This window comes from Microbulbifer sp. ABH2_005, from assembly GCF_056160005.1.
This window is the reverse complement of record NZ_JBSWWI010000001.1, coordinates 142,416-162,022: the sequence shown is the minus strand read 5'-3', so window position 1 is coordinate 162,022 and position 19,607 is coordinate 142,416. Positions and strand designations below refer to the sequence as shown.

Genomic DNA, 19,607 nt, shown 5'->3' with positions numbered 1-19,607 from the left:
TCAGTGAACGGTGGGGCCATTGCCGGAGTGGTTTCCACGCACTTCGGTAAAAATATTGAGCACCGCAACCCGCACATATTCCTGCAGTTCAATTAATTGCTGTTCGGTTTCCTCACTCTCTTCAACATGATCGGCATCCAGCTGTGAGATGGCACCGATATCTTTGAGCGCTTCCTCACTGGTGGGCTGCAGCTTCACCTTGGCACTGCCAACGCCAAATCCGTGCAGAAAACCCTCACACCAGTGCCCCAAAGCCAGGGCTCGGCTGACAATATCTTCGTCATCACAGAGGACCAGCTGGAAAGAAAAATCCGAGCCGCCCAGTTGCTTGCGGCTTTCCTCTGCCAATTGCAACAAATCCCGATCCAGATCCGCTGGCATCGCCTCCAAATCGAGTAACTCCGCCAATTCTGTCTGCCAGCGCTTTTTATCCGGTTCGGCCCCGGCAGCCAACACACCACAGGTAAAGCCGTGTAACTCGCTGGGGTCCACCTGGCCACCAGCGGAGAGGATGGCGTTTGCGAGCTGCTCAAATCGGTTGTTTTCTGAAGTCATGTTTACCGCACAGTTTTTCTTAATCGGAATGGATTCGATGCGCTGCGGTGGCAGCAACAGGCCTGAGAACTGGGTCCTCGGCACAATTTTGTGATTGTTCGCGCAAGTGGAGCGATTGACCCACCATTTCGCCGGCAATATAGTAGCGGAATCCCTCGCAGTCTGTCGTGTTGCGAACCCAGACGTAGACCTCAAACGCAGGAAATATGGATAAGCTGCAAGCGTTAGAAAGCACCGTAGATTCACTGATCGCCCGCTGCCAACAGCTGGCCAATGACAATCGTGAACTGCGCCGGCAGGAAGCCGATTGGCTGCGCGAACGCCAGCGCTTAATTAAAAATAATGAGGCCGCCCGCTCGCGGGTCGAAGCCATGATTAATCGTCTCAAAGGGCTAACGCAAGAATCCTAATGGCTGACACTGCATTAACTTCTGAAACCGTCACTGTTTCTATTCTCGGCAAAGAGTACCGTGTTGCCTGTGCCGACAGTGAGCGCGCTGGACTGTTGGCTTCCGCACAATTACTCAATGAGCGCATGTCTCGAATCCGCAGCACTGGCAGCGTCATCGGCGCAGAGCGTATCGCAGTAATGGCCGCACTCAATATTGCCCACGAGCTGATTCAGGCGAAAGCGGAATTGAGCAGCATCCCACTACAGAAAGAAATTTTAGAGCGGTTGCAGAACAAGGTACAAGGTGCCTTGAGTGATACCGACCCAGAGAGTAAGGGACAGTCATAACTCTTTTAGGGTAGCGAGGCAAAACATCAGAATTTGCGGTTAACAGCCCCCCTTTCAACAAGTTATAATTGGTACATACCCTGGGGTGTTGGCCAGCAGACTATGTCCTTGAGCCGATAATCTTACCCTGGTGGTTTCCAGCGGGTGCTGGTGCGCAGGTCCGCCATGCAGCGGAAAGCCTTATGTACTCCGGAGACCGCCACCTTGAACCTTACGGTTCAAGGCTCCGTCTACAGCCGCATACTCGGGGTTCCCATTTCTTTTCCAGTACTCCCCCAATTGATGAGCGAAAATAAAACGCAACTGCGCCGGCGTATGCGTGCAGGGCGAAGGCAGCTCAGCGCCTATCAGCAACGCTTGCACGGACGCGCGGCAATCACACTCTTGAGCCGGATTCCACAGATGAAGCGAGCCCGCCATATTGGTATCTACTGGCCAATGGATGGTGAGCTGGATATCCGCCCGTTGTTACAACGCTTTCCCGAGAAATACTTTTACTTACCAGTATTACCAGTGGAACCGCATCCGCATCTAGGTTTTAAGCAGTGGAATGGCGGCCCACTACCTTTTCGCAACCGGTTCGATATTCCCGAGCCAGTGCGAAGCCCCAGTCGTGCCGCGGGGCTATTGGACCTAGTGCTTGTGCCCTTGGTGGCCTTCGACCCCAATGGCGCCCGCCTGGGTATGGGGGCAGGGTTTTACGATCGCACTTTCGAACATAAACAGCTATTGCCCGGAAGCGGCCCACAGCTAATTGGCGCCGCTCACCAGTTGCAGTGTGTGGAACAACTGCCGACAGATAACTGGGATATTCCCCTCGATATGGTGGTGACAGAACAGCGTATTTATCGCTGCCGCTAATCGATACAAAGGAAATAAACAGGCGCCCCTCGCCCGGACTTCACCCGGATAACTCAATTACGACACAGAGAACAAAAAAGGCCGGACACCAAAGGTGTCCGGCCTTTTTTGTTTGTGCTCGGGCAGAGCGCCCCCCGGCATTAGCCTAACGGGTAACCACTCCCTGTTGCAGAGCCGCTGGCGGTTCCTTTTCCGAGGCAAACACCTCGGTCAAACCACTAGTGCTCAGCAGAACGCCCGCGACAAAGACAACCACAGCGATTGTCAGCGCATCGGCTTTCATTGGGACCATCCTGTACGATCAATTTTTTTGTTATATGCGTTTCACTTCGCTTAAGACCAAAGCTATAGCAAAAGTTCCACGACAAAAGAAGATACTCAACAATCGTCGGAATAGTAACCGTTTGTTGAATATTTTCTGCGTTTTTTGTCGCATTTTTGCACAAGGAAGTTCGACAAAACTAATGCGCTGGTCTACGGGAGGAAAACTTGCTGAGACATCTTACTCAGCAAGCTCCTCGGTCGAGTTCAGTTACCCAGGAAAAAGCGGTAAGCGGGGTTTTCAGTTTCATCCCAAAAAGGAAACTGTAATTGCTCCAGCAGATCCAACAACTGCTCACGTTCGGAGGGCTCAACCTGCAGGCCCGCAAGCACCCTGCCATAAGCGGCACCGTGATTCCGATAATGGAACAGGGTGATATTCCAGCGGCCCGCTAATTGCTCGAGAAACTTGCGCAGCGCACCGGGGCGCTCCGGAAACTCAAAGCGGTAGACAACCTCGTGAAGCAGACCTGGAACCCGCCCACCGACCAAATGACGAATATGTAATTTCGCCATTTCATTATCGGTGAGATCTGTCACGCTATAACCTTTGCTCTCCAGCCGTTTAACCAGTTGGCTGCGATCACTGCCGGCAGACACCTGCAGGCCAACAAAAATATGCGCCTCGCCATCCCCGGCATAACGGTAATTAAACTCGGTTATCGCGCGGTCCCCGAGGTCGCGACAGAAGCGCAGGTAGCTACCCGGTCGCTCTTCGATACGCACAGCCAATACCGCCTCGCGCTTCTCGCCAATTTCTGTGCGTTCACTGATATAGCGCAGCCGATCGAAATTGATATTAGCGCCACTACACACCGTCGCAAGTGCCGCATTGCGGCCGCCACTTTCTTCTGCGTATTTTTTTAAACCGGCCAGGCCAACGGCCCCGGCGGGTTCGGCAATTGAGCGGGTGTCCTCAAAAATATCCTTGATCGCCGCACAGATTTCATCGGTGCTTACCGTGATCACGCCATCCACCGTTTCGCGCAAAACACGGAAGGTCTCCTCACCAATTTGCGCCACGGCAACCCCATCGGCAAATAACCCCACTTGCGGCAAGCGTACGCGCTCACCGCTGTCCAGGGCTGCTTTGAGGCAGGCGGCCTCCTCGGGTTCCACGGCATAGACCCGGGTTTCCGGCCTCACATATTTAATATAAGCAGCCATACCTGCGGCGAGCCCGCCGCCACCGACGGGGATGAAAACCGCCTCGAGATTACCGGAATGCTGGCGCAATAGCTCCATAGCCACAGTGCCCTGGCCCGCGATCACATCTGGATCATCATAGGGATGTACAAACACCAGATCGCGTTCCTGCACCAGCTGCTGGGCGCGGCTGGCAGCCTCATCAAAGGTATCCCCGTGCAACACCACTTCGGCACCGCGCATGCGAACGGCGTTGACCTTAATTTGGGGAGTGGTCTTTGGCATCACAATCGTCGCACGCACCCCCAGTTGCGCGGCTCCCATTGCCAGGCCCTGGGCGTGATTGCCCGCAGAAGCGGCTATCACGCCGCGCGCGCGCTGCTCCTGGGGCAATTGCAGCAGCTTGTTATAGGCGCCGCGAATCTTGAAGGAAAATACCGGCTGCAGGTCTTCCCGTTTGAGCAGAATCCGGTTTCCCAGGCGGTGTGACAACTGACGCATCGGCTCCAGGGGCGTCTCGGTGGCGACATCGTAAATGCGCGCGTCTAAAATGCGCTTGATATAGGACTTGGGCATGGCTGTATCAACTGCCGTTGCGGTTAATTTCTGTGCGCGACTCAGGCAAGCGTAGTAGCAGGAGCGGGCGGTAAGGCAACCGCCGCATGCGCAACACCGGCAGGCCAGTCTAATCCTTGATCAGCATTATTGCCATTTTTTTAGATATATTGCGCTTTTTTTTATCGAAAGAAACAAATAAAGCAGAAATAATTGCACAGGAAACTATCCAGCCTATGACCCAGGATGAACTGAAACAGGCCACCGCCCGCGCCGCCATCGACTATATTTCCCCGCGCCTGGAGCCCGACTCCATCGTCGGCATCGGCACCGGCTCCACGGCCAATTTCTTTATTGACTACCTGGCTGAGATCAAAGGCCAATTTGACGGCGCCGTAGCCAGCTCCGAAGCTTCCGCACAAAGGCTCAAGGCCCACGGCATTCCAGTGTATGAACTGAACAGCGTGGATGGCATGCAGTTTTATGTGGATGGTGCCGATGAGACAAACCCCGCTCTGGAGCTGATCAAAGGCGGTGGTGCAGCGCTCACCCGCGAAAAAATTGTCGCAGCCTGCGCGGATGAATTCATCTGCATTGCCGATGAAAGCAAGTGGGTGGAGACTCTGGGCAACTTTCCCCTGCCAGTGGAAGTGATTCCCATGGCCCGATCGCTGGTGGCCCGCGAGTTGGTCAAGCTGGGAGGAGATCCGGTCTACCGCCAGGGCGTGATTACCGATAATGGCAACGCCATCCTGGATGTGTATAACCTGAAGATCGAACAGCCGAAAGACCTGGAAGATGCCATCAACAATATCACCGGCGTGGTCACTAACGGGATCTTTGCCATGCGCCCAGCCGATGTGCTACTGCTCGGCACCAGTACCGGAGTGAAAACTGTCACCGCTCAGTAATGCTAAGAAACTATGGGAAAAAATAATAAGAAACTACTAGCCACACTGCTTGGCGCCTTAACCCTGATCGCGGGCTGCACCACCAGCCCGCCCAGTAACCCGGATAACGTCTGCTCTATTTTCCGTGAGAAAAAGAGCTGGTACCGGGAGGCCAAGGCCGCAGAGGAGAAATGGGGGTCACCTGTGGCCGTTATGATGGCCATACTGCACCAGGAGTCGCGCTATGTGCACGATGCGCGCCCTCCGCGCACCAAAATTCTCGGCTTTATCCCCGGCCCAAGGCCCTCAGACGCCTATGGCTACGCCCAGGCCCTGGGTAGCACCTGGCGTGGATACCAGCGCTCCAGCTTCAACTATGGGGCGGACAGAGATGATTTTGGCGACGCCATCGATTTTGTTGGCTGGTACAACAACACCAGCGCGCGCCGATGCCAAATCCGCGCAAACGACGCCTACCACCTTTACCTGGCCTACCACGAAGGGCACGGGGGCTTTAACCGGCGCAGTTTTAAAAACAAAGCCTGGCTTAAAAGGGTTTCCCACAAGGTTTCTGCGAAAGCACAGCGTTACCAACAACAACTCAATCGCTGTGAGCAGTCACTGCCGAAGCGCCGAAAATTCCTCGGCCTGTTTTAGCCCCATGCCACCGCCGATAAAATTTGCCGCGGTGGCGGGGATTGGCGCCACAGCCTCTCTGAAACTGACTACCCTGAAACTAATGTCTCAGAGTTGATTGCACCAGTGCCATCAACTGCCAATGGATTCCGTAGCAACACCTGGGCACTTGAGCAGTGTGGCTGGGTGTTTTCTTTAGAGAAGCAAAAGCGCCCCCCAACTTTCAGGAGTGCCCGATGAAATTCCCTTTTAAGTATCTCGCTCTTTTCGCTCTGTTATTCACAGTGCCCTTTGCATCCGCACAGACACCATCCTCCCAAGCCGAAGCTCCAAAAGCATCCTTCAGTGAGCCCCAGCTCAAGCAGTTTGCCGACGCTTACCGCTCGATTGTGATGCTGAGCCGGGAATATGCGCCCAAGCTTAAGGCCGCTGCCGATATCAAAGAGGCTGAAGCGCTCAATAAAGAGGCCCAGGGCAAAATGGTCGCGGCTATTGAAAAGGCAGGGCTGTCAAAGAGTAAGTACCAGGAAATTGCCAGCAGTATTAAATCCAACCCGGCTCTGCTGGAAAAGGTCAATAAAATACTGCAGCAGAGTCACAATCAAAAACCGCAGTAATCGCTGTAAAAATATTTCACTGCAATCGCTAATCTGCTCAATTAACCAATAATTAGATTTCGTCGCCGGCCTCTGGCCGGCGCGACTTCTACAAATATGCGTTTGTCTGCCCTGATTTCGGTGAGATGGGAATCAGTATGCCTTATGTGCCTTAGTAGTAGTGCCCTACCGCACTTTATAAACACTAGGCACTAAACACTGAGCATCAAGCAGGTCCTAGTCGATGTTGACCCCTAGCACCTGGCAAATCGCCGATAAGTTGCTTTTTACCCAGTTGCGATCGAAGGAGCCCCAATCGCGGAGCAGGTAATAGCCATCATTGTGGCGAACACCCTCCTGAATAAATTCCACTTGAGTGCCGTGGCCTGGCAACCCCTTAGCAATAATGTCCTGTACCGTGCGTCGCGGCCACCCGGTGGCCTCTTCAAGGACCGGGTTGTTGGGGCGGGGAATCTGCTCAATTAGATAGGCAATCAACATCCGCCTACATATGGTCGGATTCAGCTGGCTTTCGACAGACGCTGAGGGCATTGGGCCACTCCTTCATTCGCATTTAACTTATTCTTACCTTACATGACCTATCGGTCTATTTGATGGCTACCCGACTTGAGACCCTATCCAAGCGATAACGGTAAGGATTGCCTGCCTATTTATACCCCCTGTGTCAGGAGAAAACATAGCCACGTGAGCTCCTTATTTCCCAAATAATGAAATTAAAGCAGTTCAGGTCACTTGTGCTCTTGTCGATAAAAATGGCGATTAATCGGTACATCTGCAGCTAAATTCGATGAAAACCCCCAAAACTGCACAGCTTCAGCCGGCAACGCTTAACCGTGCAGTTCGCCAGAATTGCCCTTTTCTTACACTCGCCGGGGATAAACCTGACTTTCACGCTCGCTTTGCGCATAATCCCTGTTTGCATCTAAAAATTACACGCAGCAAACAAGATCATGTTGAGGGCTGAGACAGTGGAAAGCGAGACTCCCAAACTCCGCGAAGCGGACCCAGGTATCCTCGCCGCGGTAGTTCGCGCCCAACTGGTGGGCGCCGAGGCAGCGGGGCTGGACTGCCAACAGCTGCTGCGGGATAGCGGGATAGATCCTGGCCACCTCGACGATTCCGACAGCCGTATCGGCCGCGAGCAGATGGCCAGCCTACTGCGCCTGGAGTGGGACTTGCTGAATGATGAGTCCGGTGGCTTTCTGGCCCGCCCCTGGCTGCCCGGCACTTTTGCTATGATGGGACACGCCTGCATCAGCTGCCCCAACCTGCGCCGAGCCCTACTGCGCTCAGCGCGTTTTATCAGCATGGTCAGCGACGACCTTCACATCAAACTGGTAGAAGATGGCGAAGAAGCCAGACTAATCATTCACCACAGCAACGATAAAAAGTTACCCAACCAGATTTTTGTAGAGTCCATCGCGGTCATCTGGCTACGCTTTTTTAGCTGGCTGATTGATCGCACCATTTTACTCGAGAGGGTGTTATTGGCTTTCCCACCGCCGGATTACAATGAGGACTACAGCGATATGTTCCCATGCCGGCACTACTTCAACCAGGCCGAAACCTGCCTGGTATTTAACACCCGTTATTTACAAATGCCACTGGTGCGGGACGAGCAACAACTGGCAGATTTCCTCTCCCGAGCACCGGAATGTCTGCTCACCCAATATAAATCCGACCACAGCTTTACCGGCCGCATACGTCGTATGCTGCAACAACAGAACAGCATTGAGAATCTCTCCCTAGACGATGTGGCTGCTCGCCTGTTTACCTCCCCGCAAACACTGCGCCGGCGCCTTAAAGACGAAGGCAACAGCTGGCAGGACATCAAAGATTCGGTGCGCCGAGATATGGCCGTGTATCAACTAAAACAGCAGGAAACCGCTGTAGCAGAAATTGCCGAGCGACTCGGCTTTTCTGAACCCAGTGCTTTCAACCGCGCATTTAAGAAGTGGACAGGCCTCGCTCCCGGCGCCTATCGGGAGAAATTTCGCAGCTGTTAACGGTTATTAGTTCATACATAAAAGAAAAACTGAATTCAGTCTCATCAAATAGCCCCGCAAAAATGCGGGGCTATTTATTTCGGGGACTAGGTTATTTCGGGAACCACGGTCTTAAAAAATCCTACTCAGTGGTTACCACCCGTACACTAATGCGCTCATTTTTCTTCTGCTGATCTGAGGTTTGTCCAGCCGCACTTTGCGGCAGAGGCTTGGCGGAGCCCATACCAGTCGCAGTTATACGATTGGCCGCAATGCCCTTTTGCAATAGCAATTCCCGCACAACATCCGCCCTTTCCTGAGAAATTTCCTGCTCTTTGATTTCATTGCCCTCACCTTTCACATGCCCTTCAATGGCGACAGTGAGATTTGGGTTTTCCTGCATAATTTGTGCGAGTGCATCAATATCCGGCGCTTTAGGATTTAGGAGTTTTGCGGTGCCCGGTTCAAATTTCACCTGCAGGATAAATTCCTGGTTGGGATCGCGGTCAAAGCTCTTTAAATAGTCGCGAAGATTGCTGGAGAATTTATCCGGCCCCAGCTGTGCCTGGGCATTACTTTCATTGGGAGGGGTGTCTCCCGCCGGCTCCGAAGGAGACTCCATAAAGGCCTGCTCCTGCGGGGTCTCGAAAGGCTGATCGGCAGCCTGCTCCTGCCTGCCCTTATTCATACACATATTTAGCGCATAGAGGGCAACCAGCACCAATAACAATGGAAAAAACCAGCTGCTGAAGCTCACGGGCTTTTTCTTTTCCCCATGCCCATGCAGTGCCTGCTCCCGCGGTTCCTGGGGCTTCGCATGTCCATGGGTGACCAAAGCCGCCCCAAGATTGTCAAACCCTTTTACATCCAGAGCGTCCAGGAGCGCATCGGGGACCTTGTCATGCAGGAACTCCCGCTGGCCTATTAAAAAAGAAGCCAGATCGGAAACATCCATTTTATGTGCTTTCACCTGAGCCCCTAAGAGAGCCGTCACCAATGGCAGTACCATTTTAAGCAGGCGTCCGCCTTCATTGCCGGGCACTTCCGTGGTGGCAACCTTGGTCACTTCATCGACCCGGGTACCAAATACTTTTTGCAAGGTCGCATCACCGGCCGGGAGGGATGCCTCTAATTTTTCCTTGTCTGAGAACTGCGCCAATACATTGGATAGCTCAGGAGCTTCACTACCAGTGACCATATTGAACAGATAAGCCATACCGGTTTTACTGCTGGCTTTATTCAGCATGCCCGCCAGAACGAATGCAATACCGGTATCCAGTGCTGACTGGCCTTTCTCTGCCGGAAGATTGAGTGCGGCTGCCAAGGTACCAATACCTGAAGGGCCCAGTTGGCTCGCCGCCAGTTCCAGTAGATTCTCTGCCATAGTCAATCCTCACTGCCAGATTACCGCAAAGTTTGGGTCGCCCCTTGAATAGCGCTGCTGAATACTCAACCTAGATAAAGGCTTTTCCTGCTAGCACGAACCCACAATAAAATATTTCGGCAGGGCTATTGCGGCCTATATGCGACGTTATCGACCATCATTTATTGGCCGAAAATAAAAAATAAAGCGCCTTATTTGAGTGTACGGCAGACCACTCATCGAGTTAGTTTGATTTGGAATAAACAAGGCTAGAAACTTCTCTGCATTATTTAATTGGGCTGACATCCACGTCACCGCCCCTGGCGTCTTTCATCATTGCGCCAAAACCCCACACGACTATGGTTGAACCCACAAACAAAAATAAAGAGGCTATTACCGTGTCCACAGAAGCCTATATTTACGATGCGATCCGCACGCCGCGAGGTAAAGGGAAACCCAGCGGTGCTCTACATGAAGTCAAACCCATCACCCTGCTCTCAAACCTTTTGCGCGAGTTACAGCAGCGCAGCCAACTGGATACCGCCAAAGTCGATGACGTAGTAATGGGGTGTGTCACCCCTATCGGTGACCAGGGTGCAGACATCGCCAAGGTCGCCACCCTCAGTGCCGAGTGGGACTGGGATATCGGCGGCGTCACCCTCAACCGATTTTGCGCTTCCGGTGCCGAGGCGGTGAATTTAGCCGCCGCCAAGGTGCGATCGGGCTGGGAACAGCTCGTGGTGGCCGGTGGTGTGGAATCTATGTCGCGGGTGCCCATGGGCAGTGACGGCGGCGCCTGGGCCATGGACCCACAAACGGCCATAGAAACGGGCTTTGCCCCCCAGGGCATAGGTGCCGACCTGATCGCCACCCTCGGGGGCTTCTCCAGGGAAGATGTGGATAACTTTGCCTTGCACTCCCAACGTAAAGCCGCTGAAGCCTGGCAGCGTGACGCCTTCGCCAAATCTGTTATCCCAGTACGGGATCAGAACGGCCTGCTACTGCTCGATCACGATCAACTGGTGCGACCGGAGACCTCCCTGGAGGGGCTCGCCAACCTCTCCCCATCATTTGCCGCCATGGGTGACCTCTGCTTCGACAGCATAGCGATCTCCCGCTATCCCCAAGTGGAAGCCATCGACCATGTGCATACCGCGGGCAACTCCTCGGGCATAGTGGATGGTGCTGCCGCCATACTTGTCGGCAGTGAGCAAGCCGGGCGGGATCTGGGTCTAACACCCCGCGCGCGCATCGTCTCCGCCGCCGTAGTTGGCACCGAACCCACCATCATGTTGACCGGACCGGCTCCCTCCGCACGCAAAGCCCTCAAAGCGGCAGGCCTGAATGCCCATGACATCGACCTCTACGAAGTCAACGAAGCCTTCGCCGCAGTGGTGCTGCGCTTCCAGCATGAACTGGATATCGACCCGCAGAAAATCAATGTAAATGGCGGCGCTATCGCTATGGGCCACCCACTCGGTGCCACAGGCGCCATGTTGATCGGCACCGTTCTCGATGAATTAGAACAGCGGCAGTTGCGCTACGGCCTGGTCACCCTTTGTGTGGGTGGCGGTATGGGCGTAGCAACCATTATCGAAAGGGTCTAGGGGGAACTATGAAATCTATACGCTTGGAAAAAGACGGTGACAACATTGTCCACCTGATTATGGATAACCCCAATGCCTCGGCCAATGTTATGGACCGAGATTTTACAGACGCACTGCAGGCTGTGGTGGAGGAATTAAAGCAACAGGAATACGCGGGAATTATCGTTCGTTCGGCAAAGAAAACATTTTTTGCCGGCGGCGACCTTAAATCTCTCTATGCCGCTAAAAAAAGTGAAGCCGAAGAATTCTTTGCTTCCTGTGAGGCCCTCAAGGCAAATTTGCGCTGGCTGGAAACCCAGGGCAAACCCGTGGTTGCGGCAATCAACGGTGCTGCGCTCGGCGGTGGCTGGGAAATTGCCCTAAGCTGTCACCACCGAATCGCTTTAGAAGACAACTCGGTAAAAATTGGATTACCGGAGGTCACCCTCGGCCTGCTGCCCGGAGGTGGGGGCTGTGTGCGTATGCCACGCTTATTGGGTATTCAAAATGCCCTGCCCTTCCTACTGGAAGGCAAACAAGTGAAAACCAAGCAGGCCTTGGAAAGCGGTTTGATCCAGCAGACAGCCAAAGATACTGAAGACTTACTCAACAAAGCCCGCGACTTTATTCGCGCCAACAGTGACCAGCCTAGCCTACAACCCTGGGATCAACCCGGCTACCGTATGCCCGGTGGGGATGCCAAAAATCCGAAGAATGCCCAGCTGCTAATGATCGCCCCCGCCATGCTGGAGAAAAAAACCCACGGCTGCCTACCTGCCCCGGAAGCAATACTGGCGACAGTGATCGAAGGCTCCCAGGTAGACTTCGAGACAGCCACGCGTATTGAATCGCGCTATTTCGTCGACCTCGCTTGCGGTCAAGTGGCAAAAAATATGATCGGCACCTTCTGGTTTGCCTTCAATGCATTGAAGGGCGGTGCCTCCCTTCCCCAAGCCGCGCGAGAATCCAAAACCACGCCTATTAAAAAGGTCGGAATACTCGGGGCTGGCATGATGGGCTCGGGTATCGCCTATGCCTGTGCCAGTAAAGGTGTTGATGTTGTACTCAAGGATATTTCCATGGAGGCAGCGCAAAAAGGTAAGGCCTATGCAGAGAAGGCTCTGCAAAAACGCTTGGAACGCGGCCGCACCGATGAAGCGCGTGTAGAAACCATCCTATCTCACATTCAGCCTACGGATAATGCTGCCGACTTAAGCGGATGTGAACTAGTTATTGAAGCAGTATTCGAAGACCGCGAGCTAAAAGCCGAGGTCACCCGCGAGGCAGAGGCCCAACTGGGCAACAGCGCCATCTTCGCCTCCAATACCTCCACACTCCCCATCACCGGACTGGCTCAAGCCTCCAAACGCCCCAGTAATTTTATCGGCCTACATTTTTTCTCTCCAGCAGACAAAATGCCGCTGGTGGAAATCATCTGTGGTAAGGAGACCGATGAAGAGACCCTGGCTCAGGCATTTGCCTTTGTTTTACAAATCGGTAAAACGCCTATTGTCGTTAACGACAGTCGCGGCTTCTTCACCTCCCGAGTATTTGGCTGCTTTACCAACGAAGGGATCGGCATGCTTGGCGAGGGAGTAAACCCCGCCACTATTGAAAATGCCGCATCTCTGGCCGGATTCCCGGTGGGGCCACTGGCAGTGAGTGATGAGGTCTCACTCACGTTAATGAGCAGGATTCGTCAACAGACTATCAACGACCTGCAGAAAGAGGGTAAGAGTGTTCCCACACACCCAGCAGAGTCTGTAATCGATCATATGCTGGAACTGGGCCGTGCCGGCAAGCTGGCTGGTGGCGGATTTTACTCTTACCCGGAAGGAGGCAAAAAACACCTTTGGCAGGGCCTACAGCAAGAATTCCCTCCGTCAAAGCAACCTCCTGTTGAGGATATCAAGGAGCGCCTGTTGTTTATTATGGCGATCGAGACACTGCGTTGTTACGAAGAAAAAGTCCTGCGCAGTGTTCGCGAGGCCAATATAGGCTCTATTTTTGGTATTGGTTTCCCCCCATGGACCGGCGGGGCCCTGCAATATATTAACCAATATGGCATCGCTGCTTTCGTACAGCGCGCGCACAAACTCGTAGAAACCTACGGCGACAGATTTTCACCTCCAGAAATATTACTGACCCTTGCCGAATCCAAGGGTGAATTGAAAGATACTGAATAGTCACTCAAGGACCGAAAAGTCACTCAGTAGCGTAGAAACTTGTCGTGAATCGCGGGGCTGCTTCACCCGAACAGCCCTGGCCTAGCCCAAGTTTGAAAGGTCTACAATTCCAGATAATAAAAACGAATGTTGGAGTTCAGAATGATACCGAGAACCGTTTACAACGAGGACCACGAGCATTTTCGCGATACCGTGCGGAAATTCCTGGAAAACGAGGCCGTCCCATTCCACAGCCAGTGGGAAAAAGATGGACAGGTTGATCGCGCCCTTTGGAATAAAGCCGGGGAAATGGGTTTTCTCTGCCCCCAGATTTCCGAATCCTACGGTGGCTTGGGGCTGGACTACGGTTACAACTCGATTGTCGATGAGGAAATCGCCCGAGCGGGTCTTTCTGGCGTCGGTTGGGGTCTGCACTCCAATATTGCTGTACCCTACATTATAAATTACGGCAGCGAAGAGCAAAAAAAGAAATATCTCCCCAAATGTATCAGTGGTGAAATTGTTACAGCCATCGCCATGACGGAACCCGGTGCCGGTTCAGATCTACAGGGAGTGAAGACAACGGCCATCAAGAAGGGAGATCACTATCTTCTCAACGGTTCTAAGACATTTATTACCAATGGACAACATGCCGACTTAGTGATTGTCGTTGCAAAAACAGACCCCAGTGAAGGCGCATCGGGGGTGAGCCTTCTCTTAGTCGAGGCCGAGCTGGCAGGATTCAAAAAAGGGAATAACCTGGAAAAGATCGGCATGAAAGCCCAGGACACCTCCGAACTTTTCTTTGATGACGTTAAGGTTCCGGTGGAAAATTTATTGGGAGCCGAAGGTCAGGGCTTTGTCTACCTAATGCAAGAATTGCCACAGGAAAGGCTCAGCGTCGCTATTTTTGCCATGTCAAACGCGGAGGCTGCATTAAGTTGGACAATTGATTACGTCCGTGATCGTAAGGCCTTTGGTAAACCCATTGCCGCATTTCAAAACACTCAATTCAAGCTGGCAGAGTTAGACAGTGAACTCTCTGCTCTTAGGGTTTTTGTGGATCGCTGCCTAGAGCTGCATTATGAGAAAAAGCTTGATGTTACCACAGCGGCTAAAGCTAAATTACTGGCGACAGATTTCCAATGTAAACTGCTAGATGAGTGTGTTCAGCTTCACGGTGGTTTTGGCTATATGTGGGAATACCCAATTGCCCGCGCCTGGGCGGATGCCAGGGTTCAGCGTATTTATGCTGGTACGAATGAAATTATGAAGCTGATTATTTCCCGCGACATCCTCCGTGATGGTTAATCCCCTAACCCGGTGATCGTGTAGATTACCGGGCTTACCCCGTTATTTGATTAACCAAAGAGTTGTCAATAAATAAACTCAGCTCATAGGTTAATAGCACTGATGTTTTCTTGGTGATCACCGACGGAAACAGCCTACAAAACACTCTAATAATAATTTTAATTGATTTTAAAAAAATGGATAATTTTACTGCCCCCCTGCAAGGCCTTAAAATACTCGATTTCACAACCCTATTACCCGGTCCTTACGCCACTATGCTGTTAGCAGACATGGGTGCAGAGGTTCTACGCATAGAGTCTCCCAATCGCCCAGATATGCTAAGAGGCCTTCCTCCCATGGTCGGCAGCGCAGAGCCCGTTTCCGCAGCTCATGCAACGATAAACCGTAATAAAAAATCCCTGGCCCTGGATTTAAAAAGCCAAGAGGCAAAAGAGATTATCGAGAGGTTACTCAGCGAATACGATATTGTCATCGAACAATTTCGCCCAGGAGTAATGGAAAAAGTTGGATTTGGTTATCAAAACCTTAGTGAGATACGCACAGATATTATTTATTGTTCAATCACCGGATACGGACAAGATGGGCCCCTGAAAATGCGCGCCGGGCATGACATCAATTACCTGGCACTCTCCGGGCTGGCCAGCTATTCCGGCCGACAGGATAGTGGACCCAGCCTGAACGGTATGCAAATTGCCGATATTGCTGGAGGCTCCCACCATGCAGCAATGGCTATTCTTGCCGCAGTGTATCACCGCCAACAAACAGGCCACGGCGGGCATATTGACATCAGTATGACTGACTGTGCCTATGCCTTAAATGCCATTTGCGGTGCCAACGCCCTCGCCAATGGCCAAGATCCAGAGATGGAAATGGAGCTGCTCAATGGTGGTAGTTATTATGATTACTACTGTACTGCCGACGACCGCTACTTATCCGTTGGCAGTCTTGAGCCCCAGTTTGCCGAAGCTTTTTTTCTGGGTATCGGCCACCCCGAATGGATGGAACGTGTACTCGAAAGCGACCAACAAGAGAGCTTGAAACAAGACATTGCCGCTATAATAAAGAAAAAGAAACTCAACGAATGGAATAGTATTTTCTCTGATATCGACGCCTGTGTAGAACCGGTTCTTAATTTCAGTGAAGCCACAGAAAGTAAATTAATTCAAGATCGTCAAATGATTGCAAATGCAGCCACAAAAAGTGGCGACACTCTCCTACAAATCAACACGCCGTTTAAATTCAAAGGAAGGAAAAATAAAAACCACCAGGCAGGATCTACACTAGGCGCAGATAGCCGATCGATCCTGGAATCACTTGGATATAGCTCCCAGGATATTGACCGACTACTTGCCAATAAGGTTATTGCTTAGAGTATTTTTTTAAAAATATCGAGAAGTATATTGAGGAAAATCAATCTCCACCGCCACCGCAACCTCCACTACAGCCACTGGAGTCACTGCTAAAGCTATCAAAAAATCCGCCAAAGGAAGAACTTGATTCAGAGTCTCCCGAATCCCCTGAGCATCCTGAAGCACAGGAAATATGAGAAGCACAGTAATCGGAAGCACCCCCGGAAGAACTACTACGCCTACAATTTAGGGAGTATTGAAAGCCATCCTTTATATTTAATTTCTGATCAATGGCAAATAATAGCGGCAGATGTCCAGGGCTCTTTGGGTTAGCCCCCTCCCTGAAGCAGGAGATGCGCCATGCCCTCTTGATACCCTCCTGAGCAGAGTTTGGGGTTGGCATTGCCTCTGCGGGTGTGTGATGTAAGAAACGCCCAAAAGCTTTTTTACAGAATTTCTGATAAGAGCGTGTATACAAAATAAATTCATGCCAAGCGACATCTACAACTTGAGAAGGCATAGATACCATTTTCTTTCCAGAAACTTGACAAACGCAGAAATACTCCCGAAGAGCCTTCAATACTATATCCAACTCTTGACTGGATAGATGTGGATAAACTGTTTTTATTTTGTCTTTAATCTTCGAATGAAAGATATAAGTCTCCAGGTACTTAACCCTAGACCTTTTCCTTATTTTATATACTAAGAACACGAGAAATATTAAAAATACAAACAAGCCAATCCATTTAAACAGCAAAACTCTTTCCATAAAACAACATTTCTACTACTTACTTAACCCAAACAAAGAAAATCATGATTAAGAAAAAATTTTTCAACCCCAAGCTCTACACCAAAAAATCTATCTCAGCAAATCATGGTCAAATATTTAAGAACACCCTTTTTCGAAAGATCACAATGATATAACTTCTAACAATTAAGTAAAATTTTATTTCTAGTAATTGCCTACTCTTACCTTAAGTGGTGCAGACGTATCAATTTGAGCATCGTTCAGGTCAATTACATCCTAAAAACAACTCAGCGCACACCATCGGCCAGGATAAAAATTGGCACTTAAACCCAACTTATCCAACTTTTCAAATGCTAATATTCCCAAAACCAACCTCCTAAGCACATCAACAACATCCTGTATGTTTATGGATAAAGTTTATATAGACATCAATTCAAAAAGGGACCCCCTTTGAAGACACTGAGACTTATACTGGGCGACCAACTTAACCATAAGCATTCTTGGTTTAGAGAAAACCATCAAAATATTTATTACTTTATTGCTGAGATGCAACAGGAGACAGACTACGTTGCCCACCATATTCAAAAAGTGGTTGCCTTTTTTGAATCAATGCAAAACTTTGCCGAATGGCTTGAATCAAAAGGCCATCAAGTAATTTACTACCAAATAGACAACAACAAAAACCAGCAAAACCTTGAAGCGAACATTCAAACATTAGTCAATCAGTTGAATATTCAGAAATTTGAATACCAGCTCCCCGATGAATATCGCCTTGATACTCAACTAAAGACAATCGTTAAAAAGCTATCAATTGAGTCTGAAGTCTATGACACCGAACACTATCTAACCAAAAGGAACTATCTGGAAAGTTTCTTCTTGGAAAAGAAATCTTATTTAATGGAAAGCTTCTATCGTCATATGCGCAAGAAGCACAATATTCTTATTGACAGAAAAGGCGAGCCTATTGGCCATCAATGGAACTTTGATAAAGGTAATCGAAAAAAATGGAATGAAGATAGAGAACCCCCTCAACAATATCTATTCCGAAAAAACGTTGAAAAAACGCTTAAGCGCATCCAGAAAGAAAAAATAAAAACCATTGGTACTATCAATCCAAAGCATTTTATCTGGCCAACGAGTCGTGCAGATAGTCTCAAACTGCTCAATCACTTTTGCAAGCAATTGCTGCCGCACTTTGGTGACTATCAGGATGCCATGGACCCTAATGAGTCGTATCTGTTCCATAGCCGATTAAGCTTTTCTCTCAATTGCAAGTTGCTATCCCCTAGCGAAGTTATTAACCATGCGATTGATCACTGGGAATCCAATAAAAAGAGTATTCACATTAATCAAATAGAGGGCTTCATCCGGCAAATTCTCGGCTGGCGAGAATATATGCGTGGCATTTATTGGCAGGAAATGCCAAGCTATAGCAAGCTAAACAAACTACGCAATTACAATCCTCTTCCCAACTTCTACTGGACAGGCGAAACCGATATGTACTGTCTAAAAAGTGCTATCAACAACAGCCTGGAACACGCCTATGCCCACCATATTCAGCGCTTGATGATTACCGGTAACTTTGCGCTACTAACACAAACGGACCCGGATCAGGTAGACACATGGTATTTGGGTATATATATCGATGCCATACAGTGGGTAGAATTACCTAATACCCGAGGTATGAGCCAGTATGCTGATGGTGGACTGGTTGCAACAAAACCTTATATTAGTAGCGGCTCATATATAAATAAAATGAGCAACTACTGTCAAAACTGCAGATACGACGTAAAGAAAAGAACTGGAAGTGATGCATGTCCCTTTAATAGCCTTTACTGGAATTTTCTCTTGCAGAAGAGGGACCATTTTAAGAAAAATCCACGGATGTCTATGATGCTCAGTTTTGTGGAAAAATTAACCAATAAAGAAAAAAAAGATATCCAAGTTCAAGCTGAAAGCTTCATCAAATCTATACATAGAAACTAGAAGCCAGCTTTTATCGAAAATTAAATAGAAGAATAAAAGTGCACGGAGAGAGTGTTGATAGGATTGATCTTTCTATTGAGCCCGCCAGACAATAAATAGTATCTAGAGAGCTCAATTCATAGATTTAACTATGGCCCGAACTTCACTTAAACATCAGTTCCGGATTAACCATAGTCTTCATCTCCAACACGTTACCGTTGGGATCCTCAATAAAGAAAGTTTCTTGTTCGTATTCACTGCCAACGAAGCGACGGTAAGGCTTATCCAGGTACTCCAGACCAGCAGCTTCGATACGGGCTTTCAGCGCCTGGAATTCGTCATCCGGTAGGTGAATACCGAAATGGGGAACAGCAACTGCTCCCATATCTACCTTGTGACGTACGTTAGGTAGTTTTTCTTCACTCTGGTGCAGAGTCAGTTCGTTACCCCAGAAATCGATATCTACCCAACGCCCCTCTTCGCTGTTTCCGGTTTTACAACCAAATACGCCACAATAAAATTTCTTAGCTACCTCAAGGTCCCCCGCGGGGATTGCAAGGTGTAAACAATTAGATTTCATAAAGCCTCCCACTCCCGATTGCTCTTCACCGCCCCTCTAGTTAGCCTGTATTCGCAAGCCAACCCCCTTGGATTCGGTTCATCAAACAACCAATTTGTATATGCGGGATCAACCGACCCCGATTTATTATTTCTGTCACCTGGTCGCAGAGCATTAAGCTCTCCAGATGGCAAGAGGACAACAAGGCACGTCAGCTAAGCCTCTTTCTAAGCCCCATATAGAAATACTGCTTCTA

Annotated in this window: 19 protein-coding genes and 1 other RNA gene; 13 read left to right on the top strand and 7 right to left on the bottom strand. The window is 50.2% G+C overall.

Annotation, left to right across the window (positions count from 1 at the left end):
* A complete protein-coding gene (locus ACXAFI_RS00735) occupies positions 1-639 on the bottom strand; it encodes a UPF0149 family protein (RefSeq protein ID WP_475107275.1) in 639 nt (212 codons plus the stop codon).
* A 122-nt stretch (positions 640-761) separates the two neighbouring features.
* Here ACXAFI_RS00735 and ACXAFI_RS00730 point away from each other — a divergent pair, with 122 nt between their 5' ends.
* The 4 genes from ACXAFI_RS00730 (at position 762) to ACXAFI_RS00715 (ending at position 2,155) form a co-directional block, all read left to right on the top strand.
* The gene (locus ACXAFI_RS00730) at positions 762-965 is read left to right on the top strand and encodes a TIGR02449 family protein (protein WP_152455364.1); all 204 of its coding nucleotides are present in this window, start codon (positions 762-764) and stop codon (positions 963-965) included.
* Positions 965-1,294: a cell division protein ZapA gene (locus tag ACXAFI_RS00725; RefSeq protein WP_152455365.1), complete on the top strand. Its 330-nt coding sequence runs from the start codon at positions 965-967 to the stop codon at positions 1,292-1,294. Before ACXAFI_RS00730 ends, ACXAFI_RS00725 begins: the two co-directional genes overlap by 1 nt.
* 74 nt (positions 1,295-1,368) lie before the next feature.
* A non-coding RNA gene (gene ssrS, locus ACXAFI_RS00720) (6S RNA) lies at positions 1,369-1,549 on the top strand.
* Between the two features lie 27 nt (positions 1,550-1,576).
* Complete coding sequence (locus ACXAFI_RS00715) at positions 1,577-2,155, top strand: 5-formyltetrahydrofolate cyclo-ligase (RefSeq protein WP_444920280.1); 579 nt, start codon at positions 1,577-1,579, stop codon at positions 2,153-2,155.
* A 145-nt stretch (positions 2,156-2,300) separates the two neighbouring features.
* Here ACXAFI_RS00715 and ACXAFI_RS00710 read toward each other — a convergent pair whose 3' ends face one another.
* Both ACXAFI_RS00710 and ilvA read right to left on the bottom strand, forming a co-directional pair.
* Positions 2,301-2,438 carry a hypothetical protein gene (locus ACXAFI_RS00710; protein WP_172975284.1) on the bottom strand — a complete coding sequence of 46 codons (138 nt, stop codon included), beginning with the start codon at positions 2,436-2,438 and terminating at the stop codon, positions 2,301-2,303.
* Between the two features lie 245 nt (positions 2,439-2,683).
* On the bottom strand, positions 2,684-4,243 hold the full coding sequence (gene ilvA, locus ACXAFI_RS00705) for a threonine ammonia-lyase, biosynthetic (RefSeq protein WP_475109785.1): 1,560 nt from the start codon (positions 4,241-4,243) through the stop codon (positions 2,684-2,686).
* 170 nt (positions 4,244-4,413) lie between these two features.
* Between ilvA and rpiA the strand changes: the two genes are divergently transcribed.
* From rpiA to ACXAFI_RS00690, 3 genes are all read left to right on the top strand, one after another.
* Positions 4,414-5,088, top strand: a complete 675-nt coding sequence (rpiA, locus tag ACXAFI_RS00700; RefSeq protein WP_152455369.1) for a ribose-5-phosphate isomerase RpiA — start codon at positions 4,414-4,416, stop codon at positions 5,086-5,088.
* Between the two features lie 12 nt (positions 5,089-5,100).
* Positions 5,101-5,724 (top strand): transglycosylase SLT domain-containing protein, encoded by a 624-nt coding sequence (locus ACXAFI_RS00695; RefSeq protein WP_444920283.1) that lies wholly within the window; start codon positions 5,101-5,103, stop codon positions 5,722-5,724.
* 215 nt (positions 5,725-5,939) lie between these two features.
* A complete protein-coding gene (locus tag ACXAFI_RS00690; protein WP_152455372.1) occupies positions 5,940-6,320 on the top strand; it encodes a DUF4168 domain-containing protein in 381 nt (126 codons plus the stop codon).
* Positions 6,321-6,536: 216 nt separating this feature from the next.
* On the opposite strand, the gene ACXAFI_RS00685 is transcribed toward ACXAFI_RS00690, so the two are convergent.
* Positions 6,537-6,851 (bottom strand): helix-turn-helix domain-containing protein, encoded by a 315-nt coding sequence (locus ACXAFI_RS00685; RefSeq protein ID WP_152455374.1) that lies wholly within the window; start codon positions 6,849-6,851, stop codon positions 6,537-6,539.
* 437 nt (positions 6,852-7,288) lie between these two features.
* Between ACXAFI_RS00685 and ACXAFI_RS00680 the strand changes: the two genes are divergently transcribed.
* Positions 7,289-8,326, top strand: coding sequence for an AraC family transcriptional regulator (locus ACXAFI_RS00680; protein WP_253868735.1), 1,038 nt, complete (start codon positions 7,289-7,291; stop codon positions 8,324-8,326).
* Positions 8,327-8,447: 121 nt separating this feature from the next.
* Here the strand turns inward: ACXAFI_RS00680 and ACXAFI_RS00675 are convergent, their stop codons facing one another.
* The gene (locus ACXAFI_RS00675) at positions 8,448-9,689 is read right to left on the bottom strand and encodes an OmpA family protein (protein WP_475107274.1); all 1,242 of its coding nucleotides are present in this window, start codon (positions 9,687-9,689) and stop codon (positions 8,448-8,450) included.
* Positions 9,690-10,066: 377 nt separating this feature from the next.
* Here ACXAFI_RS00675 and ACXAFI_RS00670 point away from each other — a divergent pair, with 377 nt between their 5' ends.
* The 4 genes from ACXAFI_RS00670 to ACXAFI_RS00655 all read left to right on the top strand — a co-directional run bounded on the left by ACXAFI_RS00670 (position 10,067) and on the right by ACXAFI_RS00655 (position 16,100).
* A complete protein-coding gene (locus ACXAFI_RS00670) occupies positions 10,067-11,275 on the top strand; it encodes an acetyl-CoA C-acetyltransferase (protein ID WP_475107273.1) in 1,209 nt (402 codons plus the stop codon).
* Positions 11,276-11,283: 8 nt separating this feature from the next.
* The gene (locus ACXAFI_RS00665; RefSeq protein ID WP_475107272.1) at positions 11,284-13,440 is read left to right on the top strand and encodes a 3-hydroxyacyl-CoA dehydrogenase NAD-binding domain-containing protein; all 2,157 of its coding nucleotides are present in this window, start codon (positions 11,284-11,286) and stop codon (positions 13,438-13,440) included.
* A 141-nt stretch (positions 13,441-13,581) separates the two neighbouring features.
* Positions 13,582-14,730, top strand: a complete 1,149-nt coding sequence (locus ACXAFI_RS00660; RefSeq protein ID WP_475107271.1) for an acyl-CoA dehydrogenase family protein — start codon at positions 13,582-13,584, stop codon at positions 14,728-14,730.
* Between the two features lie 176 nt (positions 14,731-14,906).
* On the top strand, positions 14,907-16,100 hold the full coding sequence (locus tag ACXAFI_RS00655; protein ID WP_475107270.1) for a CaiB/BaiF CoA transferase family protein: 1,194 nt from the start codon (positions 14,907-14,909) through the stop codon (positions 16,098-16,100).
* A gap of 40 nt (positions 16,101-16,140) precedes the next feature.
* Here ACXAFI_RS00655 and ACXAFI_RS00650 read toward each other — a convergent pair whose 3' ends face one another.
* On the bottom strand, positions 16,141-16,848 hold the full coding sequence (locus tag ACXAFI_RS00650) for a glycine-rich domain-containing protein (protein ID WP_475107269.1): 708 nt from the start codon (positions 16,846-16,848) through the stop codon (positions 16,141-16,143).
* Between the two features lie 429 nt (positions 16,849-17,277).
* Between ACXAFI_RS00650 and ACXAFI_RS00645 the strand changes: the two genes are divergently transcribed.
* Positions 17,278-18,813 (top strand): cryptochrome/photolyase family protein, encoded by a 1,536-nt coding sequence (locus ACXAFI_RS00645; protein ID WP_475107268.1) that lies wholly within the window; start codon positions 17,278-17,280, stop codon positions 18,811-18,813.
* Between the two features lie 142 nt (positions 18,814-18,955).
* On the opposite strand, the gene ACXAFI_RS00640 is transcribed toward ACXAFI_RS00645, so the two are convergent.
* On the bottom strand, positions 18,956-19,372 hold the full coding sequence (locus tag ACXAFI_RS00640; RefSeq protein WP_226642070.1) for a VOC family protein: 417 nt from the start codon (positions 19,370-19,372) through the stop codon (positions 18,956-18,958).
* Positions 19,373-19,607: the final 235 nt, after the last annotated feature.